The organism is Amycolatopsis sp. NPDC059021 (assembly GCF_042739895.1).
GTDB lineage: Bacteria > Actinomycetota > Actinomycetes > Mycobacteriales > Pseudonocardiaceae > Amycolatopsis.
Window position 1 is genome coordinate 128,440 of sequence record NZ_JBHYIQ010000003.1, and the last position, 22,007, is coordinate 150,446.

General features: G+C 68.2%; 20 protein-coding genes. 6 read left to right on the plus strand and 14 right to left on the minus strand.

Going from position 1 to position 22,007, the window contains the following annotated elements; translation table 11 throughout:
• Window positions 1–64 precede the first annotated feature (64 nt).
• Window positions 65–715: a type VII secretion system-associated protein gene (locus ACFWX1_RS02350; RefSeq protein WP_378383010.1), complete on the plus strand. Its 651-nt coding sequence runs from the start codon at window positions 65–67 to the stop codon at window positions 713–715.
• Window positions 716–934: 219 nt separating this feature from the next.
• The gene (locus tag ACFWX1_RS02355; protein WP_378383011.1) at window positions 935–2,254 is read left to right on the plus strand and encodes a YrhB domain-containing protein; all 1,320 of its coding nucleotides are present in this window, start codon (window positions 935–937) and stop codon (window positions 2,252–2,254) included.
• A gap of 48 nt (window positions 2,255–2,302) precedes the next feature.
• On the opposite strand, the gene ACFWX1_RS02360 is transcribed toward ACFWX1_RS02355, so the two are convergent.
• From ACFWX1_RS02360 to ACFWX1_RS02375, 4 genes are all read right to left on the minus strand, one after another.
• Window positions 2,303–2,896, minus strand: coding sequence for a type VII secretion system-associated protein (locus tag ACFWX1_RS02360; RefSeq protein ID WP_378383012.1), 594 nt, complete (start codon window positions 2,894–2,896; stop codon window positions 2,303–2,305).
• A 43-nt stretch (window positions 2,897–2,939) separates the two neighbouring features.
• Complete coding sequence (locus ACFWX1_RS02365) at window positions 2,940–4,280, minus strand: transglycosylase SLT domain-containing protein (protein ID WP_378383013.1); 1,341 nt, start codon at window positions 4,278–4,280, stop codon at window positions 2,940–2,942.
• A 426-nt stretch (window positions 4,281–4,706) separates the two neighbouring features.
• Entirely contained in the window at window positions 4,707–6,836 is a 2,130-nt protein-coding gene (locus tag ACFWX1_RS02370; protein ID WP_378383014.1) for an ATP-binding protein, read from the minus strand.
• A gap of 269 nt (window positions 6,837–7,105) precedes the next feature.
• The gene (locus tag ACFWX1_RS02375; protein WP_378383015.1) at window positions 7,106–8,164 is read right to left on the minus strand and encodes a LacI family DNA-binding transcriptional regulator; all 1,059 of its coding nucleotides are present in this window, start codon (window positions 8,162–8,164) and stop codon (window positions 7,106–7,108) included.
• A 290-nt stretch (window positions 8,165–8,454) separates the two neighbouring features.
• On the opposite strand from ACFWX1_RS02375, the gene ACFWX1_RS02380 reads away from it, so the two are divergent.
• The gene (locus ACFWX1_RS02380; RefSeq protein ID WP_378383016.1) at window positions 8,455–9,687 is read left to right on the plus strand and encodes a cytochrome P450; all 1,233 of its coding nucleotides are present in this window, start codon (window positions 8,455–8,457) and stop codon (window positions 9,685–9,687) included.
• A gap of 15 nt (window positions 9,688–9,702) precedes the next feature.
• Here ACFWX1_RS02380 and ACFWX1_RS02385 read toward each other — a convergent pair whose 3' ends face one another.
• Complete coding sequence (locus ACFWX1_RS02385; RefSeq protein WP_378383017.1) at window positions 9,703–10,122, minus strand: MarR family winged helix-turn-helix transcriptional regulator; 420 nt, start codon at window positions 10,120–10,122, stop codon at window positions 9,703–9,705.
• A gap of 56 nt (window positions 10,123–10,178) precedes the next feature.
• On the opposite strand from ACFWX1_RS02385, the gene ACFWX1_RS02390 reads away from it, so the two are divergent.
• Window positions 10,179–10,703, plus strand: a complete 525-nt coding sequence (locus ACFWX1_RS02390) for a DUF6790 family protein (RefSeq protein WP_378383018.1) — start codon at window positions 10,179–10,181, stop codon at window positions 10,701–10,703.
• Between the two features lie 117 nt (window positions 10,704–10,820).
• Here ACFWX1_RS02390 and ACFWX1_RS02395 read toward each other — a convergent pair whose 3' ends face one another.
• The gene (locus ACFWX1_RS02395) at window positions 10,821–11,105 is read right to left on the minus strand and encodes a hypothetical protein (RefSeq protein ID WP_378383019.1); all 285 of its coding nucleotides are present in this window, start codon (window positions 11,103–11,105) and stop codon (window positions 10,821–10,823) included.
• A 42-nt stretch (window positions 11,106–11,147) separates the two neighbouring features.
• Entirely contained in the window at window positions 11,148–12,269 is a 1,122-nt protein-coding gene (locus tag ACFWX1_RS02400) for an epoxide hydrolase family protein (RefSeq protein ID WP_378383020.1), read from the minus strand.
• Window positions 12,270–12,420: 151 nt separating this feature from the next.
• Between ACFWX1_RS02400 and ACFWX1_RS02405 the strand changes: the two genes are divergently transcribed.
• Both ACFWX1_RS02405 and ACFWX1_RS02410 read left to right on the plus strand, forming a co-directional pair.
• Window positions 12,421–12,978: a CGNR zinc finger domain-containing protein gene (locus ACFWX1_RS02405; protein WP_378383021.1), complete on the plus strand. Its 558-nt coding sequence runs from the start codon at window positions 12,421–12,423 to the stop codon at window positions 12,976–12,978.
• 730 nt (window positions 12,979–13,708) lie between these two features.
• On the plus strand, window positions 13,709–14,275 hold the full coding sequence (locus tag ACFWX1_RS02410; RefSeq protein ID WP_378383022.1) for a thioesterase family protein: 567 nt from the start codon (window positions 13,709–13,711) through the stop codon (window positions 14,273–14,275).
• A gap of 267 nt (window positions 14,276–14,542) precedes the next feature.
• Here ACFWX1_RS02410 and ACFWX1_RS02415 read toward each other — a convergent pair whose 3' ends face one another.
• The 7 genes from ACFWX1_RS02415 to ACFWX1_RS02445 all read right to left on the minus strand — a co-directional run bounded on the left by ACFWX1_RS02415 (window position 14,543) and on the right by ACFWX1_RS02445 (window position 21,953).
• The gene (locus ACFWX1_RS02415; protein ID WP_378383023.1) at window positions 14,543–14,911 is read right to left on the minus strand and encodes a hypothetical protein; all 369 of its coding nucleotides are present in this window, start codon (window positions 14,909–14,911) and stop codon (window positions 14,543–14,545) included.
• Window positions 14,912–15,274: 363 nt separating this feature from the next.
• Entirely contained in the window at window positions 15,275–16,621 is a 1,347-nt protein-coding gene (locus ACFWX1_RS02420; protein WP_378383024.1) for a carotenoid oxygenase family protein, read from the minus strand.
• A gap of 24 nt (window positions 16,622–16,645) precedes the next feature.
• On the minus strand, window positions 16,646–18,034 hold the full coding sequence (locus tag ACFWX1_RS02425) for an MFS transporter (RefSeq protein ID WP_378383025.1): 1,389 nt from the start codon (window positions 18,032–18,034) through the stop codon (window positions 16,646–16,648).
• Window positions 18,035–18,174: 140 nt separating this feature from the next.
• Window positions 18,175–18,687, minus strand: coding sequence for an SRPBCC family protein (locus ACFWX1_RS02430; protein ID WP_378383026.1), 513 nt, complete (start codon window positions 18,685–18,687; stop codon window positions 18,175–18,177).
• Between the two features lie 48 nt (window positions 18,688–18,735).
• Window positions 18,736–19,656 carry a VOC family protein gene (locus ACFWX1_RS02435; RefSeq protein WP_378383027.1) on the minus strand — a complete coding sequence of 307 codons (921 nt, stop codon included), beginning with the start codon at window positions 19,654–19,656 and terminating at the stop codon, window positions 18,736–18,738.
• 1 nt (window position 19,657) lies between these two features.
• Window positions 19,658–20,515, minus strand: coding sequence for a fumarylacetoacetate hydrolase family protein (locus ACFWX1_RS02440; protein ID WP_378383028.1), 858 nt, complete (start codon window positions 20,513–20,515; stop codon window positions 19,658–19,660).
• Window positions 20,516–20,546: 31 nt separating this feature from the next.
• Window positions 20,547–21,953, minus strand: coding sequence for an amidohydrolase family protein (locus ACFWX1_RS02445; RefSeq protein WP_378383029.1), 1,407 nt, complete (start codon window positions 21,951–21,953; stop codon window positions 20,547–20,549).
• Window positions 21,954–22,007: the final 54 nt, after the last annotated feature.

Consider the following 22,007-nt stretch of genomic DNA (forward strand, 5'->3'; position numbering starts at 1 on the left):
CTGCCGGATGTCGGGCCGTGCTCCGATGCGGCGTCGGAATGAGAAAGGGACCATTATGGACACCATGACGGAGAGTGTTGAGAGTGAGGCGAGGGAGAACTGGTTTCTCCTGATGGACCCCTCGTGGAGTCCGGCTACGGAGAATGAGGCGCCGCCGTTGGAGGCGGTGGTCGGCCTGTGGCCGCTGGAGGAGGGCAAGCTGGGCAAGTTCCGGGCGAATCCGGATTATGTCCCGGCTGATGAGAACTCGCCGTCGGATCCGCTGGACGCGGTGTTGCGGCTGGTGATGCAGGGCCGTGCCGAGGCCGAGCACATCCAGTTGTTGTTGCGGGATTCGTTGTTCGACCTGGCGATGAACGGTGACGGTCGTCCGTTGGTCACGAGGTCGCCGGATGATGTGTTGTGTGTGGTGGTGGCGACGGGTGAGGCGCATCGGCAGCGGATCAGTTCGCCGCAGTGGCGGCGGATCGATCTGGACGACCTGGTGGTGTCGCTGGCGGATGGGGTGGATGTGCTGTTCAACCCGGGTGGGATGGCCGCGGTCCGGCTGACCGGGGACTTCATGCGCGAGACGTCGACGATGAGTGACGAGCAGGTGGCCGAGCTCTACGCGGATCATCAGGAGACCTCGGGTCTGCGGGTGATCCCGTGGGACGCCGAAGCGGCCCCCACCGACAAACCCGGATCCGGCGAAACGGACAAGCCCGAGCGGTGACCGCCGGCGTCGGAGGGCGCCGTTGACCACAGGTCGGTCACATACCCGCCGAGGTCGCGGCGATGGCGGTGAGGGCTGACGCCGGCCGTCCGGTTTCGCGGCGCTTGCCAGGTGCCGTCGGGGGAAATGTCGTGCACCTTCGGGAAGCAGGGTCAGCGGCTGGTGTGCGGCGATGGACACTGGGTGGAGCGGATGTGGACTAGGCAGGACAGGAAGCGGATGAGCGATTTCGTCAGCCGGGCCAGGGCTTGGCTCGACAGTACTTATCAGGGGCGTGTGGAGCTGGCCGATCTCGAGCCGATCCGTGCCACTGAGCGGTCGGTGCTGTTCGGTTGCCGTTATGCCGATGCCGGGGAGCCGATGCTGGCGGCCACGATCTGTGTGCCCGCTGATGGTGGTGAGCCTTTCCCGGTGAGCAACTCCCGGCCGCTGGACGAGGAGGCGAATCTGGCCCGGCCGCCTGGTGGGGAGGTGCGGCCGTGGCGCTGGACGGTGAACGCGCGTAACTGTGTGATCGCGGCGGCCGCGGCGGTCGATGGGCGGCCTGCTTCGGCGTTGGCGTGGGAGGCGGAGGATGAGTCGCCTGGCTGGTGGGAGCGGATGCTTGCCGCGCATTTCCCGGAGGCCGAGGTGGCTACCTATGCGACCTGGTCGCAGGTGGGCGATGCCATCGTGGCTGGTGGGCCGGGTACCCGGGGGGTGATCTGGTTGCGTCGTCAGCTGAACGGGCACGAGGTGACCGGGCATCTGCTTTATACCCAGTTCGATGAGGAGGACGGTGTCGCGCCGATCCTCGATCCGCAGATCGGTTCGCTCGCTTCGGTGGACGATCGGGAGGTGGAGCGGCTGGTGCTGGCTCGTTTCCACCGGGCGGTCGTGCCGGTTTCGGAGCATCCTGTGCTGCCGTGGGATGTGGCTGCCGGGGATTTGCCGGCCGCGGTGGCCAAGGCGGAGGCTTGGCTGGATCACACTTATCAGGGTGAAGTGTGCTTGGTCGAGCCGGGGTCGAGCGACGAGGCCCGGCGTGGCTGGTTGTTCGCGTGCACCACGAAGCGGTTTCTGGACAGCGGGGATTGGCGCGAGCAGATGCTCGATGCCGCGCTGGTGGTGCCGAAGGCGGCGGGGGAGTCGCCGTTCGGGCTGCCCAACGGCGATCCGTGGTCGTGGATGGAGCAATGGGATGCCGGCGCCGCGGGGTTGCCGTCGCCGCCGGCTCCGGCGGAGGCGACCTGGTTCGGGTTGATGAGCGAGCAGGTCGGCCGGTTGCACACCGGGGAGCCGCATCGGAGCTGGCCTGAGGCGTTGCGGGAGATCGCTGATCTGCCCACTGGGGAGCCCGCGCTGATCTGGTTGCGCCGTAAGGATTACCGAGAGCGGGAAACGGTCGGCCTGCTGTTGTGGGCGGTCAACTCCGGTGGTGAGATCCGGGTCTTCGATCCGACCGCGGACAGTGCTTCCCCGCCGCCGCTGGACGCCGAACCGTTCGAGGTCCGGGTCTTCCGCGTCGAACGATCGCCGGCCGACGCGACCTCGGCCTGAAATGCGTCGGGAGGGGATGCACTCCGGTACGGATATCGGAGCGCATCCCTATCGCGTGTCCTCCGCCGAACCGTCGTCCGGAGAGCTGCCACCCATGACGATCCGCCGATACTCGTCGACAAGAGCTTTCCACGATGCCGCGGGTACCCGCCTGGACGCCGGGGCACCGGGGTTGAGCAGCACGTCGACGCCGGCGTCGGCCAGTTCCTTGACGGTGACCTTCACCCAGTCGTGAGCGTCCACCCGTCGGCGATGCGCGGGCGCGGTCGTCGCCAGCAGGCACGGCACGCCGTCCGGCGCGGACTCTATGAGGGCGAGGCCCGTTTCGTCCACGGCGAGACCGAAGTAGATCTCCGGCAGCACGGCCAGGAGGTCGGACATCTCGGCCTCACCGCGGGCGACGAGCTGCAGGTTCGCGTCGACCGGGTCGGTCGGGAGCCCCGGCTCGGACGGTTCGTAGCCCGGGTTGGGCCGGAAGTGCCCGGTCGTCCCGTTCTGTTCGATGAACCAGGCGCCCACGACGGCACCGTCCGGCGGCTCGGGCTGCTCTTCGGTGGGCTGCCAGGCGGTGTCGACCATGAGCACCCACTGATTCCGCAGGGGCACTTCGGTGCTGCTGGTCGTGATCGTGTCCTCGGTCATCGGTGTCCTTTCGCCGCCGTGCTCGTCCGGAAGGGCCACGTCGTCAGTAGCCGACGTAGCCACCGCCGTCCGCCAGGCCCTGGATGCCCGGCACGTTGTTCAGTGCGCCGTAGCGGGAAACCGCGTAGCGGACCCCGGCGATGATGTTGTCCACCGGGTTGTTGATGACGTCATGGCCGGGCAGCTTGTAGGCATTGAAGGTCGTGTCGATCGTCTGCATCAGGCCGATGCTGGGATGCCCGGCGGCGGCGTTGCTGTCCCAGTTGTTGATGGCGTTGGGGTTTCCACCGGACTCGTGCTGGATGATGGTCGCGATGAGCGCCGTGTCGGCGTCGCTGACGTTCACGCCGTTCGCCCGGAGAATCTCTATGGCTTCCCGGATCCAGTCGGCCACGTCGCCGCTCGGCGGGACCAGCGACCAGCCGCCCCCACCGGGCACGGACACCGGATACGTGTGAGACGGCACGCCCGCGCCTCCGCCGGACGAGTAGGTGACGGGATGTTCGGCACGCGGCGATCCGGGCGACGACGTCTGCACGGTGCCGGGGGAAGCCTCCGACGGCACGGCGGTCGTGACCGGGGGCGGATCCTGCGTCGCTTTCGAGGCTGCCGGCACTTCCTCGGTGGGGGAAGCCGGATCGGACGTCCCCTGAGGACGCGTCTTCCCCGGCTGATTCTCTTGGCGCGGTGACCCGGTTTGCTGACTCAGCTGCGGAAAGACGGGCGAAGCCGCCACCGGATAGAGGTCCGGCCGTTGGAGACCGCCGGTGCTCGCCTGCATGACATGGCCGTGGGGCGAACCATTCTGCGGGTAGGCCGAGGGGTGGGACACCGTGAAGATGTTGTGGTTCGGTTCGCCCGGCGACCCGGAACCGCCGCCCTGTGTCTCGGTTCCCGCCGGGCTTCCGCTGTCCGGATTCGTGGTTCCCGCCGGGCTTCCGGATCCTGGATCCGTTGTGCTTGCCGGGTCTCCGGATCCTGGATTCGTTGCGCCTTCGGGGCTTCCGCTTCCCGGATCCGACGCACCGGGCTCGTACTCGGCGCGGGTGAGAGTGTCGTCCAGTGCCCGTGTGTCCTCGGTGAGCTGACGCAGAGCCGCGGTGTTCCCGTGGTCGACCGCTTCGAGGTCCTGGGCCACCGTCTCCAGATCGCGAGCGATTTTGCCGAGTGTCGACCGGAGATCGTTCGTGTGCTGGACGATGCCGCTTTCCCGATGCTGCAGCACCGCTTGGAACCGGGTGGCGGCGGGGAAGTCGCCCGGGCGGAGGCCGGCGGCGTCGAGCCGCCCGAGCGAAGACATGTCGTTCATGAGCTCGCCGATCTCGGCCGCGCTCCGTCGTAGCACGTCGGGATCCAGCGAGGTCCGGTCGGAAGAATTGGTCATGGCCGTCGACCCCCTTACGTGACGGATCGGGCTGCGGGACTTCCGGAGCTGCTGAGCCCAGCAAACCGTCACGGCGGTGCCTGCGGCCACGGTCGTGCACGTCCGGCCCGCAGGTTTGTCCCTTCGGCCAGGGAATGGCCTCGCGTCGCACGTGCTGCGGGAAGCTGACCGGAGCCGCGTCGAAGTCCGACACGGCCGGACTCGGAGGAGGTAGCCGATGAAGAAGCCGGGGGTCGCCACGCTGCTGGGGCTCGGGGCGGTGGTGGCCACGGCGGTGCCCGCGTCGGCCGACTCGCTGACCTATTCGGGCCGCTGACCGGGTTCGCCCTCGGTAAAGGTCCCTACGAGTGCAGGTGGAACGCGGGCGGCAGCGTCTGGGAACTGTGGTGGAGCTGAGTAGCACGGTACGCGGAGAACCCGGTGGGTTCAGTGAAGTCCCGCCGGATCCGGCTTGACGTCAGGAATGCGGGGTCCGTGCGGCGCGGCGCGTGCTCCGTCTTCCTTAAGGTATTCCTCGCGACTATGCCAAAGCGCCGCACAGATCTCCTGCGTCCCCGCTTGGAGGTGCCTGCGGTAGGTGCTGAACGGAACGCCGAGCCGGGCGGCCGCGGCCTTCTGATTGGTGTCACGGTCGAGGTAAGTGGCCTGGACGGCGCGCTGATGCTTGATGCGCCGCCGGTCCTGGCGCAGAGTGTCGACCGTGGTGACGACCGCCGTACGCAAGGTACTGGCAGCACCGTAGACTCCGATGAGCTGGTTCACCGCGATCGCCTCGTCGTCATGCCAGTCGCGCAGGGCCTGCTTGACCGCGGCGAAGAACTCCTCCGGGGACATCGCCGGTGCCGCACGGACATCGCGAGCGGAGTCGCCCGGGGCGCCGCACTGACTCAGCGTTTTCTCGATTCTTTCGAAATGCGGCTCCATGGGAACCTCCCGCCAATCGTGCACGACGACACCCCAGCCCCCCGCCCCCAGTTCGGGCATCGAACGGAGGGTACGGAAGTCGTACTGCTCGATCTCGGGACCGAAGGTTTCGATCTCCGGTATCAGCATGAAGGTCGCGACGAGGCCGTCCCGTTGGTGCATCGAGAGAGTGGACATGAACGAGGCGTTGAGGACGGTTTCGGACATGCAGCGCTCGGCGGAGACGACCGGAACCTGAAAGCGAGCTACCCCGACGTGTTCTCCGGGGCCTATCCGGTCGACGTGATCGAGATATTCCCGGATCGGGCCCAACGCCGGGTCATCGGTCAGGTCGTCGGTTTCCGGGGACAGCCGCAGCCAGGCGAAGAACGACACCGGCGTCAGATCTTCGGCGCGGCAGCTGATCTTGAACGCCTCCGGTTTCCGATCGAGCCAGTAGGCCACCAGCCGCGCGCATTCGTCGCTTTCGTTCTCGCGTGTGATGCGAAGCAGGTCCTCGCGCATTTCCGGTGTGTAGTCGCTGATGAACAGCGATTCACGCTCCTGGTCGGCCATGATCTGGGCGTATTCCTGGTCGAGGTACCGGGTGAGGTAGAGAACGTCCCTGACCGCCACCTCGACCGCGTTTCCCGACATGCTCGACGGCGCCCTGAGCAAGTAGTGGTACAGGTGCATGTGCAATTCGTGGTAGGCGACGGGGTCGCGCCATTTGAAGGAGGAGTCGAGTACCTCGCGGACGAGTTCGTGGCAGATGAGTCCGTGGCGTCCTACTTCGACGTACGGCAATTCGGTGAGCCAGTCGAACACGGTGTGCGCGTCGTGTTCGTTCAGTCCGGTGCGAAGCAGTCCGACGGTGACGTGGCGTACGTGGCCGCACACGCGCAGGCCGTACTCGTGCGCGGCCGAGGGCACCCGGTCGATCATGCGGGCCAGCAAGGTTTCGATGACCTGCGGGCTGGGTTTCCACGCGGCGTCGCGGGCCGTGGTGGGTGGGGCGGCGGTTTCTTCCGCCGCCAGGCACAGAGTGAGCGGATGCCCGGCCGCGAAGCCGTTCACGGTGGCGTGCAACTCGCCGGGAACACCGCGCTGGGTGAGGAGATCACCGGCCTCGTCCGGGTTCAGGGGCGCCAGGGCAAGCATGCGCACAAGGTGCCGCCACCCCGGGTCGAGGGTCCAGTGCGGGTCGGGGCGGTGCCGTCCGGCGATGACGACGACGGTGTCCTCGGGCACCGTGGGCAGCAACTGCTCACGGATCCACGTCTCCAGGGCCTGGCAGTGCTCGAATCCGTCGATGACCAGCACCGGCCGCGCACTTGCGTGCACCGGCGCGACGGCCTCGACCAGCGCGGTGGTGGAGGTGAGTACGTATTCCCCGTTCACCCACACCACGGCGTGACCCCGCTCCTCGGCGTCGTCGGCCAGCCGCCGTAACAACGTCGACTTCCCGATCCCACCCGGACCGTGCACGAACAGCACCTGCGGGGCACCCGGCTCACCGGCAAGCGCCGAGCCGAAAACCCGCCGATACCCGGCCCGGCCGACGAAACCCGCACGAGAGAACTGCCGCACGCGCTCGGCCATCGAACGCCGCCCGCTCGGATGGGTGGTCGAGAGAGGCACTACCTCGGTCACGCGTCGGCCCCTTCGTTCTCGGGCGGTTTGATCAGTGATTCCACAGTGGAGAATGTGAAGGCATTTCTGTTCTATGGTCCGGAGTCAGGCTCGGCAAAGCTCTGTCCACGCGGATGCGGCGCGGAAGGTGGCGTAGTGGTCATCGGCGCGTTCTCGCTGTCACCAGGTTAACCGTGTAACTAGAATGATGGCGTCGAGCTTACCTGCCCGGACGCGAGGCCGGGATGTGAGGTCCGGCTCGTTCCCGCCGGAGGCCCGGTGCGCGGGGTTCAGTGCGGCGAGGCCGTCGATCCGGTCGTCGGCTCGCCTGTGCTGCCGCGCACCACCAGTTCGGTGGGCAGGGTGACGAGGTGTGTTCCCGGCGTCCCGTTGATGGTGTTCAGCAGCAGGCGGGCCGCCTCCTGTCCCTTCTGTGTCATGGGCTGCCGGACCGTGGTCAGCCCCGCGACCGCCGCGGCGGGCAGATCGTCGAACCCGATCACGGCCAGGTCTTCGGGGACGCGCAGACCGCGGCCGGCCGCCGCGTCGAGCAGGGCCAGTGCCAGCACATCGGTCGCGGCCAGCACCGCCGTCACCGAACGGGTGTCGAGCAGCATTTCGGCGCCCGCGCGGGACTGTGCCGCGCTGAACCCGCCGGCCTCGACGACCGGGAGCACGCCGACCCCGGCCTCGGCGAAGGCGTCGCGGTAGCCCTTGACCCGCGCTTTCATGACCCGGTCACGGGCATGGGCGATCCGTGAGTGGGACGCCGGCCCCGAGCGGCCGTCCGGGCTCAGGCGGCTGACCAGCACGGCCACGTCGCGGTGGCCGAGCGCCAGCAGGTGCCGGGCCGCCTCGCGGGCCGCGCCACGATCGTCGATACCGACCCGGGAATGCCCCTCGAGCGCGGGACCGTCGATGGTCACCACCGGCAGCCGGCGGCGCAGGACACTGTCGAGCACGGGATGGCGATCCGGCATCGCGTACACCATGAAGCCGTCGACCACGCCACGCAGTAACGCGTCGAGGCTCGCGGCGGCGGGTACCGCCTCCAGTGGTGCGGGCAGCAGGGTCAAGGCGACCTGGGCCAGTTCGCCCACTTCCGCGATGCCGCGCATCAGCAGCGCCACCCCGGGGTCTTCGAACGCGTAGGGCAGCGAATCGGTCAGGATCAGCCCCAGCGCGCCGACCTTGCCCGTGCGCAGGCTCCGGCCGGTGGGATTCGGTCCCGGATATCCCAGTTCCGCGGCTACCGCGAGGATGCGTGACCGTTGCTGCTGGGAAAGCTTGTCAGGCCGGTTGTAGGCGTACGAGACGGCCGCGTGCGAGACTCCGACGGCTTCCGCCACATCTCGCATGGTTACCAAAGACGGCCCCCACTTCCACTTCGGCTACGTGTCGTCGTGTCCGTGTCACTGCGGATATGCTGCGTCGCGGACGATCGAAGCTCCCTCGGCCGTCGCTCGGCGTCGACGGGTCGCTCCTCAGAGTAGGTTATACGGTTAACCGTATACCCGCGCGGATCCGGCCGGACAACGATTACTGCCCGCTCGGGCACGGGTGCGTCGTCGTGACGATTCCGTGATAGGGCTTGCCTACGGTCGCTTTTGTTGGTTACCACCGCGGCAAGGAGCGGTCATTGTCCTCCACGATCGATGTCATTCCGCTGCCGTCGCCCCGGGAGCGGGAGTGCCCTTTCGGGCCCGCGCCCGAAATCTCCGGCCTCCGGCACGACGCACCGGTGACGAAGGTGGCGTGTCCGACCGGGATCGAAGCCTGGCTGGTCACCCGTTACGCCGACGTCCGTGAGGTGCTGGGCGATCAGGAGCGGTTCAGTGCGCGCTCCGGCCAGGCCGGTCACATCCTGCTGAACCAGCCTCCGGAGGCCGGCGTCGAGGAGGGCGACTTCAACCGGATGGACAGCGCGGATCACCTGCGTTTCCGCCGGGTGATCGCGCCCGCGATCACCACGGTGAAACGCACCGAGCTGTTCCGGCCGCTGGTTCAGCGCGTCACCGACGACCTGCTGGACGAACTGGCGGGGGAGACCGGCCCCGTCGACCTGCACGCCAGGTTCGCCACGCCGCTCACCTCGTCGGTCATCGCGGAGCTGCTCGATGTCCCGCCCGAGGACAGGGTGCTCTTCCGCAACGCCGCCAGGGCGCTGTTCGACGGGCACGTCGAAGCCGACGAGCTGGCGGCGGCGAACGTCCCCTTGTACGAGTACCTGGCTGAGCTGGTGGCCCGCCGCGTTCAGGAGCCCGGCGAGGACGTGATCAGCGTGATGGCCGCCAGGGCACGGGCGGCGGAGCAGCCGCTCACCCAGCTCGAACTGACGAAGGTGGCGGCGAGCCTGCTGGCCGCCGGTTACGACACCACGGCGGGCATGATCACCTACGGCGTGCTGGCGTTGTTGCGCGAGCCGGACCAGTTCGCGATGCTCCGCGACGACCCGGCACTCGCCCCGAACGCCGCGGAGGAGCTCGTTCGCCTGCTGAGCACGGGCAACGGTCTGATGCGAGTGGCCACTGTGGACACCGAACTCGCGGGCACCCGCATCGCGGCGGGCGACTACGTCGTCGTCGCGATCCAGGCCGCCGACCACGATCCGGACCGGTTTCCCGAGCCGGAGCGGTTGGACGTCACGCGGACGCGTGTCGCGCATCTCGGTTTCGGCCATGGTTCGCACCAGTGCCCCGGCCAGCACATCGCGCGGCTGGAGCTGACCACCGTGCTGGCCACGCTGCCGCGCCGGATTCCCTCACTGCGGCTGGCGGTTCCGTTCGAGGAGATCCAGTTCAAAAAGGACACCGTCGTGCTCGGGCCGGTCGCGCTGCCGGTCGCCTGGGACGAGGTGCTGCCCGCCGGATAGCCGTCGAAGGCGTTCTCAGTCGGGCTCGAGGATTTCGGCCAGTCGGAGGGTGTCTTGGAGGTAGCGTTCGTAGGGGAAGCCGGCGGCGATGAGTGCGGTGCGGAATTCGTCGTAGAGGGGTTTTCCGGCGGTGTGGAAGGCTTTCCGGCCGTTCTTGGTGAGGCGGACCAGTCGTCGCCGGGCGTGGTCGGGGTCGGTGGTGATCTGGACCAGGCCGTCTGTTTCGAGTGGTCGTAGTGCCCGGCTGATCGCGGGGTCGGATACCGACAGCGCCTGTGCGAGCCGGTGTTGTGTCGCCGGTTCGATGTCTTCGAGTGTGCCGAGCAGTCGTATCTGGCTGTAGGTCAGTCCGTCGCGGTCGTCGGTGCGTCGCCGGGTCGCCTCGCCCAGGAGCATGACGACGCGGTGTAGCAGGTCTGCGAGTCCGTCGTCCATGGTGTCAGCGTAGCAGAGTGTTGACACGTTAATGTTAACCATGCAAGACTCTGGGTATGGACACTTTCTCTTATCTCGCCCAGTCGGCTTTCCCCGTGGTCTGGATCCTGGTCCCGGCCATCGGCGCGTTCGTGCGGGCCCGTCATGCCGCCTCGGCCCGGGAACGGCTGGAGATCTGGCAGCGCTGGTGGGCCATCGGCGCGATGGGGATCGGCAGTCTGTGGATGACGGTCGCGTTCCTCGCGGTCCCGGACGTGATGGCCACCGCGATCGGCTTTCCCCGGACGCCGTTCCTGTTCGAGATCGCGTTCGCCAACCTCGGGCTGGCCATCATGGGATTCCGCGCCGCGTCGGCGTCGGCGCGGGAGCGGATCACCATCGGGCTCGGTGCCGGGATGTTCCTGTGGGGAGCCGTGGTCGGTCACGTCTACCAGTGGTTCGCGGGCGGTGACCACGCGCCCGGCAACACCGGCGGAGTCCTGATCACCGACATCCTCATCCCGGCCGTCATGATCATCCTGGCCGTGCGCTCCCGGCGACTGGCGGAGGCACCCCGGTCAACCGCGGAAATCGCCGCCTGACGCACAGAAAGCCGTCCGCGCCATGGCAATCCACACCGGGTGCTCGCCCAGAGCCTGGCCCGCGGCATCGGCCTTGGCCGGCCGAGGACGGCGGGGGCACGGCCCGCCGGGCGGCGGTTATCCAGGAGCGAGCAGGTCGTCGACAGCGGCGACCTGCACGGTTTCCCTGGCCAAGGCCGCGAGGCGGGGGTCCACCGTGACCAAGGCATCGGCCTGCAGCCGGGCGATCGCGATGTACTCGGCGTCCCTGAGCGTGTCCCAGCCGTGCCGACGGGCAATGCGCCACGCGGCGCGGCGCGACACCCGGTCACCGAGCAGCCGCATTTTTGTCTCGGTCATCCGCTCGTGTGCTTCCATGGCCGCCGCTTCGGTGCGCTTGCCCGCGCTGACGTCGTGCAGCAAAAGCTCCAGCGCTTCCGAGCGGATCGAGTTCGGCGCGACCAGTCAGCGGAACAGGCGGAAGAACCCGCGTACCTGCTTGACCAGCGACTCCGGCTGCTCCAGCGCGGCGAAATGGCCCCCATGCGGCAGTTCCTCGAACCAGCGCAGGTCGGTGAACCGCAGCTCGGCCTCCCGCTTCGACGGGCGAGTGATGTCGCGCGGGTAAACCGACAGCCCGGATGGCGCGGTCACCTTGTCCCGGAAGTTGGCGAAGCTCTCCCAGTACAGGCGCGCCGATGATGTGGCCGACGCGGTGAACCAGTAGACCGAGATCTCGTCGAGGATCTTCTGCCGCGACACGGCGTCCTCGGGATGGCCGTCGTTGTCCGTCCACGCCCAGAACTTCTCGGCGATCCAGGCGGCCTGCCCCGCCGGGGAGTCGGTGAGACCGTAGCCGAGGGTCTGCGGCCGGGTCGCCTGGATCGCCGAGTAACCCCGGCCGGTGCGCTGCATCTCCTTCTCTGCCTGGAGATTCGCCAGCTCCGCGGGCGTCGGGTCGTCGAACGTGCCCGCCGCCACCGATCCCAGGTTCAGGTGGACGCCGGCGACCCGCTCGGGTGCCACCTCGCCCAGCGCGCCGGACACCGCCGAACCCCAGTCACCGCCCTGCGCGCCATACCGTTCGTAACCCAGCGAGACCATCAACGCGTCCCAGGCGCGCGCGATACGCGTGACGCCCCACCCGGTCGTCGACGGCTTGTCGCTCCAGCCGTATCCGGGCAGCGACGGCGCGACCACGTGGAACGCGTCCGCCGGGTCGCCGCCGTGCGCACGCGGGTCGGTCAGCGGGCCGAGGATCTCCAGGAACTCGAGCACCGAACCCGGCCACCCGTGCGTGAGCACGAGCGGGAACGCGTCCGGCTCCGGCGAGCGGACGTGCAGGAAGTGGATGCCCAGCCCGTCGATCGTGGCGCGGTACTGCGGGAACACGTTCAGCCGCTCGGCGAACCCGAAGTCGTAGTCCTCGGCCCAGCTGCGGCACAACTCCTGCGCGTAAGCCAGCGGCAACCCTTGCGACCAATCGTCCACGGGTTCCGGTTCTGGCCACCGTGTCCGTCGCAATCGTTCACGCAGGTCCGCGATCTCGGCTTCGGTGACGCTGACCTCGAACGGCTCGGCGGACATGACGGGTGCTTCCTTCCTCGTGCGGGAGCAGCCGGACCGATCCCGCCACCCACTGCCGGGCGTGTTGTGATATGCGAAATCTCATTTGAGTGTAACCTTACGAGGCAGTGAGGAGACACGTCAAATGCGAAATGCGTATTACAGTCCATTGGTGGTCCAGACGGCCGTCGACCTGGCCAACACCTTGAGGCCGATCAAGAGAGAGGACGCGCTCGAGACCGTGGAGCAGCTCCGGGACTTCCTTGACGACCATCCCGCGGCTGAGCCGCCGAGTCCGGCTGCAAACCTTGGGACCGGTCCGCGGCCTCTCACCCGCGCCGACCTGGCGGAAGTCCGCGCGTTGCGCGAGACGGTGCGTGAGGTGCTCGAACGGGCGAACACCGACGCGGTCGAAGCCGCGGCTCTGATCAACGACGGTCTGCGTCGCAGCCGCGCCACCCCGGTACTGCGCCACGAGGACGACCGCTGGTGGACCGAGGTGACCTCCGACACCGGCCGCCGCTCGGCGCATCTTGCCGCGACCACGCTCAGCGCGCTGGCCTCCGTGATCGCCACGCTCGGTCCCGCTCGTCTCGGCGTATGCGCCGGGCCGACCTGCCGGGCCACATTCGTGGACCTCTCGCGCAACGGTTCGAAGCAGTACTGCACCCGAACCTGCGCACATCGGGCCAGTGTCGCGGCCTACCGGAGCCGGCGCAGCCCGCAGTGAGCGCCGGCACCCGACTGCGTTCCGCCGTGCCGGAGACGGGCCACGGACACCCGGCGCGCCCAGCCTGGTCGGCTCGGCACCCTCACCGTGAACCGAGTGGCCGGCCGAAGAATCGGCGATCTGCCCGATCGTCTTGATATCGTCCCCCTTCTTCCTCGCTTTCTTGACAATTAGTGGTCTTACCGTATTCATGGCGCGATTAGCGCTTTCCTGTTCCTTGCTGTTCCCGGGTGATAACCCGAAGTCGGTACAAGGCGCGCGCATGACGCATGCGTTAACGGGAGTGGCGGATGCGTAAAAATGTGAAAGGGTGATCGACTGGGTACTTGAGGTGGTCGGCTTCGGGCGTGTACTGTCGCACTGGTCAGCGGAAAAGCTCCTTCGCGGGGGCGACGCGGGGTTCTCAGTGGTGAGATGTCTGTATCCGCTACTCGAACCACACTTCCAAATGTGGGGCATGAAAGTTTTCGTTGCCTGTCGCTGAAAATTTCTGCCTGAAGCAGTCGTACCTGAGGAATTAGCTGATGCGTGAACATATTGTTTCTGTTGCGCGAGAACTATTGGATTCTTCGCGCGGTACGGACATCGACGAAATCGCTGCCGTGGCAGGTGTCAAAGCGGACGTTGTCAGGGCTTGCCTGCCGGATGCGGCAGCGGCGGGGACACTCTTGGGTGCCGGCCCGTTGTCCGCCGGCCCCGCAGCCACCGTCGCGGGAGGTCGGTGATTCGGATGCCTTCGTTCAACGGTGCGGCTCTTGGCCGGTCGGCGGCCGACGGGTGCGCGCCGGCCGTGCGGCCCAGGATCGTCGACGGCCGGAGGGTGTTCGGCCCGGGGGAGCTTGTCCGAGTCGGGGAGACGCGCTGCGTCCGTTACGTTACCCAGCCCGGCGATTGTGTGCGCCTGGGCGGCCCCGGTCCTGAATGGACCGACAAACCTCCCGTGGTCGCCTCGTACGTACTGATCAGGCTGTGCGAGCAGTACTGCATGGCCGTGCTGCTGGAAACCATGCCGCGGGGGTACTGTTCGGTGGGCAGCGGACAGCATTTGAAACATCGGGGCCCGATCGCCATCGGCGCCGAGATCGAGACCACCGTCCGCTGCGCGGAGGCCGCGGGACTGCGCAGCAGGTGGGAGTTCACGGTCCGGGACCCGCACAGCGTGGTAGGTGAAGGGTGGATGACCTTCGCCGTGGTCGAGAAGGCCGGATTCGAAGCCCGGCATGTCACACCCAAGTACGCTATGCTCACCCGCTCCGCGGCCGGAAATGCGTCTGCGGCGGGAAACATCGGAACATAGCGGGCCATACGCGTTACCGTCGGAAATCGTTGTGCCGGGCGGACGCGAAGTGGCCGGAAAATGCCGTAGTCGATGTTGAGTCGAATACAAGGGCCTCCATCGGCATCAAAGCTGCCACCTCCCCCTACGAGGAACAGACCATCCGCATGGGCGCCGGCATCATCAACAACCACGACGAAATCGAGCACGCCCTCGCCACGCTACGGAGACAGTCCCGGCTGCCCGGGTAGCGGCGCTGCCAAGTTGCCGATGTGGGCTCGAGAGCGCTCACCTGACGTTCGAGGACATCGCCGCCAGGACCGCTTCCTGAAACGTCTCCGCGTTTCCCACCCGATAGGCCGTGTCCGCGGGAGACACCCACCAGACCGCTGAACCCGACACGAGCCTGCTCGGCGGTAACGGCAACCACACCGATCGGCTCAACAGCCTCACCCGGGAAGCCACCTCCGGTCGCGGCCGGGTACCGCACTCGACGAATACCCGCGCGCCCTGGGGCGTGAACATCACCGGACAGAGCTGATCCTTCGCCAGCTGGGCTGCCGCGGCCGCGGCGAGCGATACCGGCATGCACAGCACATCGAAGACCCGGCCTGGCGCCGTCAGGATCATCCGCGGCGACGACCACCACTCCGCCACTTCCCCCGGGTCCTGAACCAGGCCCCGCAACGGAGCCGGCGAGCCCAGGACGCGACGTCCGGCAGAGAGGTACGACAACCCGTCACACGCCGGCCCCGGAGCAACCTGCCAACCTTGCAGGACGTACTGCCGGGCAGCTTCGCACAGGCGACTGCGGGCTCCAGGAACAGGGGCGACAATCACATGCTCCAGTGTCCGCACCGCGTTTTTACGGCTGACGCTCCTTCTGTCACGGGCCGGTTAACAACCTGGCCGGCCAGCACCAGTCACATTGCCCTCCGCGCCGGGGATGGTCCAGTGAGGTGAAACTTCATCGGCTCTCCCGTACGGGGGATTGTCAGTTCAACCACGGCTCCAAGCGCGTCACGGTGACATACGGTCGTCGGGGATCCAGGAGCCGTGGATTCCACTGGGCACGCGCCGGGGCAGGTCGACCGTGGCGGTGGTGCTCAGGTCGTGTGCGTCGAGGACGAGCAGCTGGGATGCGTTGACGCGCAGGTCGCTGACGATCGTCAGCAGGTAGCCGTCGTCCTCGCCGGTGGCGCCCGCGGCGGGGACGAAGACGGCTTCCCCGGCATGCCGGCCGGGCCCCGGCCGGTGCAGGTGCCGCTCGCCGGTGGTCGTGTTCAGTTTGACGATGGCGAATTCGTCGAGCCCTGATCCGGGGAAGGCGACCGAGTAGCTGATCTGCGACGGCAGGCCGGTGCGGTCGTCGTTGATGCTGGGGAAGTCCGTCACCAGGTCGTCGAGTTGCTGTTCGGTCGCGGTCCCGGTCGCCGGGTCCAGCAGCCACCGGGTCGCGATCGCTCCGCTGACCGGGGCGATCGGATAGCCGGGCGCGCCGATCCACCACTTCCACGAGGTCGCCCAGGACGCCTGGTCGTAGGCGGGTCCTTCGAGGACAATCTTGCCGTCCGGCGTGTCGTAGGCGTTGGTGACGTGCAGCAGGGCGCGCTGGCTGACCGGGATCCAGGTCACGTGCGGGGTACCGACGCGGTCGAGGACGCCGATGCGGGCCGGGTAGTCGTCATGCCAGCGGTAGGGGATGCCCGAGGTCTCCTCGGGGTCGAAAACGACTGGCAGGTCGAGGAAAACGGCTTTGGTCGCGGTGATGGCGAAGTCGTGCATCAGGCTCGGGCCGCTGCCGTCGACCACGTGGCTGCGCGTGATGTGGCCCTCGGGCGAGGCGACGTAGTAGGTCAGGTGCGGCGGGAACGGCGAATAGCTGAAGAAGTGCAACTCGCCCGTCGCCGGGTCCTGCTTCGGGTGCGCGGTCATCGCCGAGGTGAGCTTGCCGTGGAAGTCGAACGGGCCGACAGTGTCGAGTTCGGGCGTGACCTCGTAGGGCAGGTTGGCTTCTTGGAGCGCGAGGAGCCGGCCGCCGTGCTCGATGATGTGGGTGCCCGCGACGCTGGCGGTGAGATCGATGCTGCCGTCTTCGCGCACGAGCGGTGCGCCGTCGAGAGCCGGGGTTCTGACCCAGCGGTTGCGGTACCACTGGGCGCGCCCGTTCGCCAGGCGGACGCCGTGCAGCATGCCGGAGCCCTTGAACCAGTGGCTGGGGGTGATACCGGGCTTCGGGTTGTGGCCGTTGCGGACGTATTCGCCGGTCAGTTCCGGCGGCAGTGCGCCGGTGACCGGCAGATCGACCGCGGTGGTCTCGTCAGGGACAGGGGAGTAGTGCCCGGTCAGGTAGGGCTTGGTCGTCATGATGATCCTTTTCCTGCAATGGTTTCAGTGCTTGCGAAGGGCTGGTGCCCACGACAGCAGCAACGCCAGGCCGGCGAGTCCGGCCGCGGTGGCGAAGGCGGTGGCGAAGTGCGGAACGGGGCCGGTGCCGGTCGCGACGGCGACCAGTGCCGCCAGACCGAGCGCACCGCCCATCTGGCGCGTGGTGTTGACCAGGCCGCTGACGAGTCCGGCTTCGCCGGGAGCGGAATCGGCTACCGCGAGGGTGGTGACGTACACGAGACCGACCCCGATTCCCGCGCCGATCAACAGGAACGGCCCCACCAGCGCGGCATAGGCGGGGCCTGGCCCCAGTGCCAGCCACGCGAGCCCGGCGGTCAAGGACACGAGGCCGCCGGTGAGTGCGGTGCGGGAGCCTGCTACCGCGGCGATCCTGGGCGCGAGCAGCCCGCCGGCGGTGATCGCCGCCGCGATCGGTACCTGGGTGACGCTGGTCGCCACCGGGCTCATGCCCAGCACGATCTGCTGGTACTGGGGCAGGAAGTAGAACATGCCGACGCTGACGGCGCCGAGCAGTGTCATGATCGCGTTGGCCGTGACCAGCGGAGCGCGGGTGAACACCCGCAGCGGCACGAGCGGCCGGGTGACGCGCCGTTCGATGGAGAGGAAAGCGGCCAGCGCGATCACGCCGAGGGCGAGCGCGCCGAGGGTGACGCCGGCCGTCCAGCCGGCATGCGCACCGCTGACCAGACCGTAGGCGATGCTCGCCATGGCGAGCGTGACGGTGGCCGCGCCACCGATGTCGAACTTGCCGCCTGAGGCCGGGAACGGGCGCACCGTCCCCAGCACCACCGTGGCGACCAGCAGTCCCATCGGTGCGTTGATCAGGAAGATCCACGGCCAGCCCAGGGTCTGGCTCAGCACGCCGCCGAGCAGGACACCCGCGATGCCGCCCGCACCGGACACCCCGCCCCAGACACCCAGCGCCCTGGCGCGCCCGGCGCCGTCGGGAAACAAGGCCATCACGATGGACAGCGCCGCCGGTGCCATGACCGCCCCGCCGGCTCCCTGCGCCAGCCGCGCGCCGATCAGGACCGGTCCGGTCGGAGCGAGCGCACACGCGGCCGATGCCGCCACGAACACGGCGAGACCCGCGACGAACACCCCGCGGCGACGGAACACGTCGGCGAGCCGGCCGCCCAGCAACAGCAAACCGCCGAACGCGACGAGGTAGCCGTCCACCACCCAGGACAGCGCGGCAGGATCGAGGCCGAGACCGGCGCGGATGGACGGCAGCGCGACGTTCACGATCGACGAATCCAGCACGACCATGAACTGGGCCGCGGCCAGCGCGGCGAGCGCGAGCCCCTGTCGGCCCGTGCGCCGGTGATGCGAGGTGCGCGACCCGGCTGATGTGTGTAATTGATCAGTCACTTTCGTCTCCTGAAAAAGTCCGCGCGCCGGCGTGCCGTCCTGGAGCCCCGCACGATGAGCGCGTCGTCCCCGGCCTGCGACCGGGTGATGTCAGCCGGGTCGCAGGCCGAAGGTAGGGACCGAAAGCGGTGCAGGGGGAGCTATTCGGCCGTGCCCTCGACGTGTGCCTTGATCAGTTCCAGGCCGGGCTGGATGAGGGCCGGGTCTTCGACCGGGTGCGGGCTGGGCGGCTCGGTGTCCGGGATCAGTCGCTCGAACAGGCGGCAGAACAGGGTCGTTCCGTCGCCGAGGTCGAAGGTGGTGAAGGTGGCGATCGCGTGCATCGGGGCCAGGGAGCCGTCGTCGTACACGTCCCGGCCGACCACCGTCCACAGTTTGCCGGGGACCCGCGCCACCACGGTGTAGAGCTTCGGCTTCTCGTTCAGTTCCGGCTGGATGGTTTCGAGCAGTTCGTCGCCCAGTTCGGCGGGGACGTTCTCTTTGCCGCGTCGTACTTCGGTGCCGAGGGCCATCGGCAGCCATTTCGGCAGGTTCGACCAGGTGGTCACCCAGTCGTACACCTCCTGTGCCGGGCGATTGACGACGATGCGGTTTTCGACGAACCGGATGTTCAGGTCGTCCGGGATCTGGGGCACGTACAGGGCGGTGGTCATGATCTCTCCTTGTTTCGGTGGTGGGACGGGGAAAGCGGTCGGCCGTGATCACCGGGGTGCGTGCTGTCCGGTCATCAGCGCGGCGAGGTCGTCCGGTTCCAGGAACGACGGAGGTGGAGGCGGGCCCCAGCTGAACAGGCCTTGGGCACCTTCGAAGACTTCCGGGGTCCAGATCTCGTCCTCGGGGATGCAGTCCATGTCGGCGTAGTACTCGCTGAAATTTCCCGCGGGATCCTTGAGGTACCAGAAGAAGTTGGATCCCGCGTGGTGCCGCCCGAGACCCCAGACGTGCCGCTCGGGGTTGCCGGCCAGCATCGCTTTCGCGCCTCGTCCGACGTCGTCGATGTCGTCGACCTGCCAGGACGTGTGGTGCAGGAAGTTCACCGGCGCCGCGAGCGCCAGCACGTTGTGGTGATCGACCGAGCAGCGCATGAAGGCGCCTTTGTCGCCGATGTAGTCGCTGACCTTGAAGCCGAGTCCCTCGGTGAAGAACCGCATGGTGGCGTCGAGATCGGTGGTGCCCACCACGCAGTGGCCGAGCTTCTTGGGCTGGATCGGGTCCTCGCGCAGCACTCCGGGCGCGCGGCCGAACCGTTCGACGCGGCCGGGCCCGTTGTACGGCGTGGCCGGGACGGGCTGCTGCACAATCCTCGGCGCGATCTCGACGCGGACGGTGAACCCGGAAACCGGCTCGATCGCGGTGACCGCGGTGCCGTCCGCGCCGCCCGCCAGGCCGAGGCGGTTCAGCCGCGACGCGGTCCGCGCGAGGTCGTCGAGGTCGTCGACGCCCACCCCGAGTTCGAGCAACCGGCGGGTGGGGGCGTGCCGGACATGTAGCTGCTCGCCGCCTTCGAGGGTGGTGAAGGCTCCGTCGCCGAGGTGGGTGAGCCCGAAATCGGCGTAGTAGGCGATGGTGTCCGCGACGTTCGGGACACCCATCGTGACCCGGGTGAGGCGGTGCATGCCCATGTCAGTCCTCCTGTGCGGTCACGAATGTCTGGCGCATCTCCCCGATGCCTTCGATCCAGCTGACGAGCTGCTCGCCGGGCCGCAGGAACCGCTTCGGCGTGCGGCCCACGCCCACGCCCGCCGGGGTTCCGGTGAAGAGGAGATCGCCTGGGTACAGGGTGATAGTGCGCGACAGCGCGGAAATCAGCCTGGCGACCGGGAAGATCAGCTCACGAGTGTGGCCGTTCTGCACGGTCTCGCCGTCGACCGCGCAGCCGAGCGCCAGGTCGTCCCGGTTCGCCAGCTCGTCCGGTGTGACCAGCCACGGCCCGACCGGCGCGAAGTTCGGGAACGACTTGCCCAGGCTGAACTGCGGGGCGGGACCGGCCAGCTGCGAGACGCGCTCGGACAGATCCTGCCCGATCGTCACTCCGGCGACGTGGTCCCACGCGTCGGATTCCGAGACACGGGTGGCGGTCCGGCCGATGACGGCGACCAGTTCCACCTCCCAGTCCACGTTGCCACCGGCGGGCAGCACGACTTCCGCGTCGGGGCCGGTCAGCGCGGAGACGAACTTGGTGAACGTCGGGGGAAGCCCGTCCGGTGCTTCGAAGCCGGACTCCGCGGCGTGGGCGTCGTAGTTCAGGCCGATCGCGACGATCTGGCGCGGGGCCGGTGAGGGCGAGCCCAGCTGCGCGCGGGTGAAGACGACGCCGGGTTCGGCAGGCGAGTGCTCCGCCCAGGCCCGGAACCCATCCCAGTTCTCGTAAACGGACGCGAGATCGGGGCCGAACTTGCCGCCCGACGCCGTCTCGACGTCGACTCCTTTGTCGTCGGCGGTCAGCAGCACCGCTCGACCGTCCACATTGGCCAGTTTCATTGTTTTTGCCTTTCCGGGGTTCGGCGGACCGTCAGTAGGTGTAGGTGTAGGGGTTGTCGAGGACCTTGGTGCCGGGGATCTCCGGGTTCATGCCCTCACGCCAGGCCTGCTCGCCGAGTTCGGCGCGCAGGTAGTCGACGGTTGCCTCGACCGCGCGGCGGGCACCGGCCAGGTCGACACCGACCAGGCGGTGATCGCGCTTCACGATCCGGCCGTCGACGAGGACCGTGTCGACGTCGGCGCGCTGGGCGTGCAGGACGACATGTCCGTGCGGGTGCAGGAGCGGCGTCATCGCCGGCGAGTCTTCGTTGCGGACGAGCACGAGGTCCGCCTTCTTGCCGACCTCGACGCTGCCGATCTCGCTGTCCCGCCCGAGCGCTCGCGCGCCACCCCGGGTGGCCCACTCGACGACCTCCTCGGCGTGCAGGGAGACATGGGTGACGGTCTCATCGCGAGCGTGCGCCCGCAGGTGCTCGTAGGCGCGGTCGGCGCCCAGCGTCGCGCGCATGGCGGAGAACAGGTCGCCGCTGCCGAGCACGCAGCTGTCCTGCGACAGCGACACCGGGATGCCGTGGGCGCGCAGTGCGGCCGTCGCGGGATAGCCCTGTCCGGCGTTCTGCTCGCTTTCGGTGGCCACCGACACCGATCCGCCGGTCGCCGCGATGCGGGCGTAGGAGTCCGCGGAAAAGGTCGAGGCGTGCACGTACACCGTTCTGGCCTCGCTGTAGCCGTGCTCGTGGATCAGTCGCAGGGCGTCGTCGCCACTCGCGCCCCGGATTCCGGCGTGCGTGGTCACCGCCAGGTCGAGGTCTCGGGCGACTTCGAACGCGGGCTGTTCGGGGAAGCTCGGATCGCCGGTGACGTCGAAGGCGATCTGGAACCCTTCGAGATCGCCGGACCGGCGGTCGAAGAACTTGCGGAATTCCGGTGTGCCGGTCCAGTTCGCGGGCGCGTCCTGGATGTTGCCGTAGGCCAGCACGAACCGCCCCGGCACCGAGGCGAGCGCATCGACCGCGGCGTCGGCGTGGTCGATCGTCTGCAGTCCGTGGGACCAGTCCACGCTGGTGGTGACCCCGGCGTCGAGCGCTTCCAGCGCGCCGAGGAGGTTCCCGGCGTGAATGTCCTCGGGCCGGAACTTCTTGCCCCAGTTCAGGTAGTACCACACGAAGTACTGCGTGAGCGTCCAGTCGGCGCCGTAGCCACGGGTCGTGGTCTGCCACATGTGCCGGTGGGTGTCGACCATCCCCGGCATCACGATCCCGCCGCGGGCGTCGATCTCCTCGGCGCCGTCGGGAATGACGAGATCGACACCGATGGCGGCGATCCGGCCGTCGACCACGAGAACGTCGTGGCCTTCGAGAACGGTGCGGCCGGAATCCATGGTGAGGACCGTCCCGCCACGGAGCACGGTCGGACGTCGAAGGGTGTTCGCGGGCATCGATGACTCCTGGTGCGGTTGGGGGCCCCGGGGGCTTGGATTCGAAACTAGACT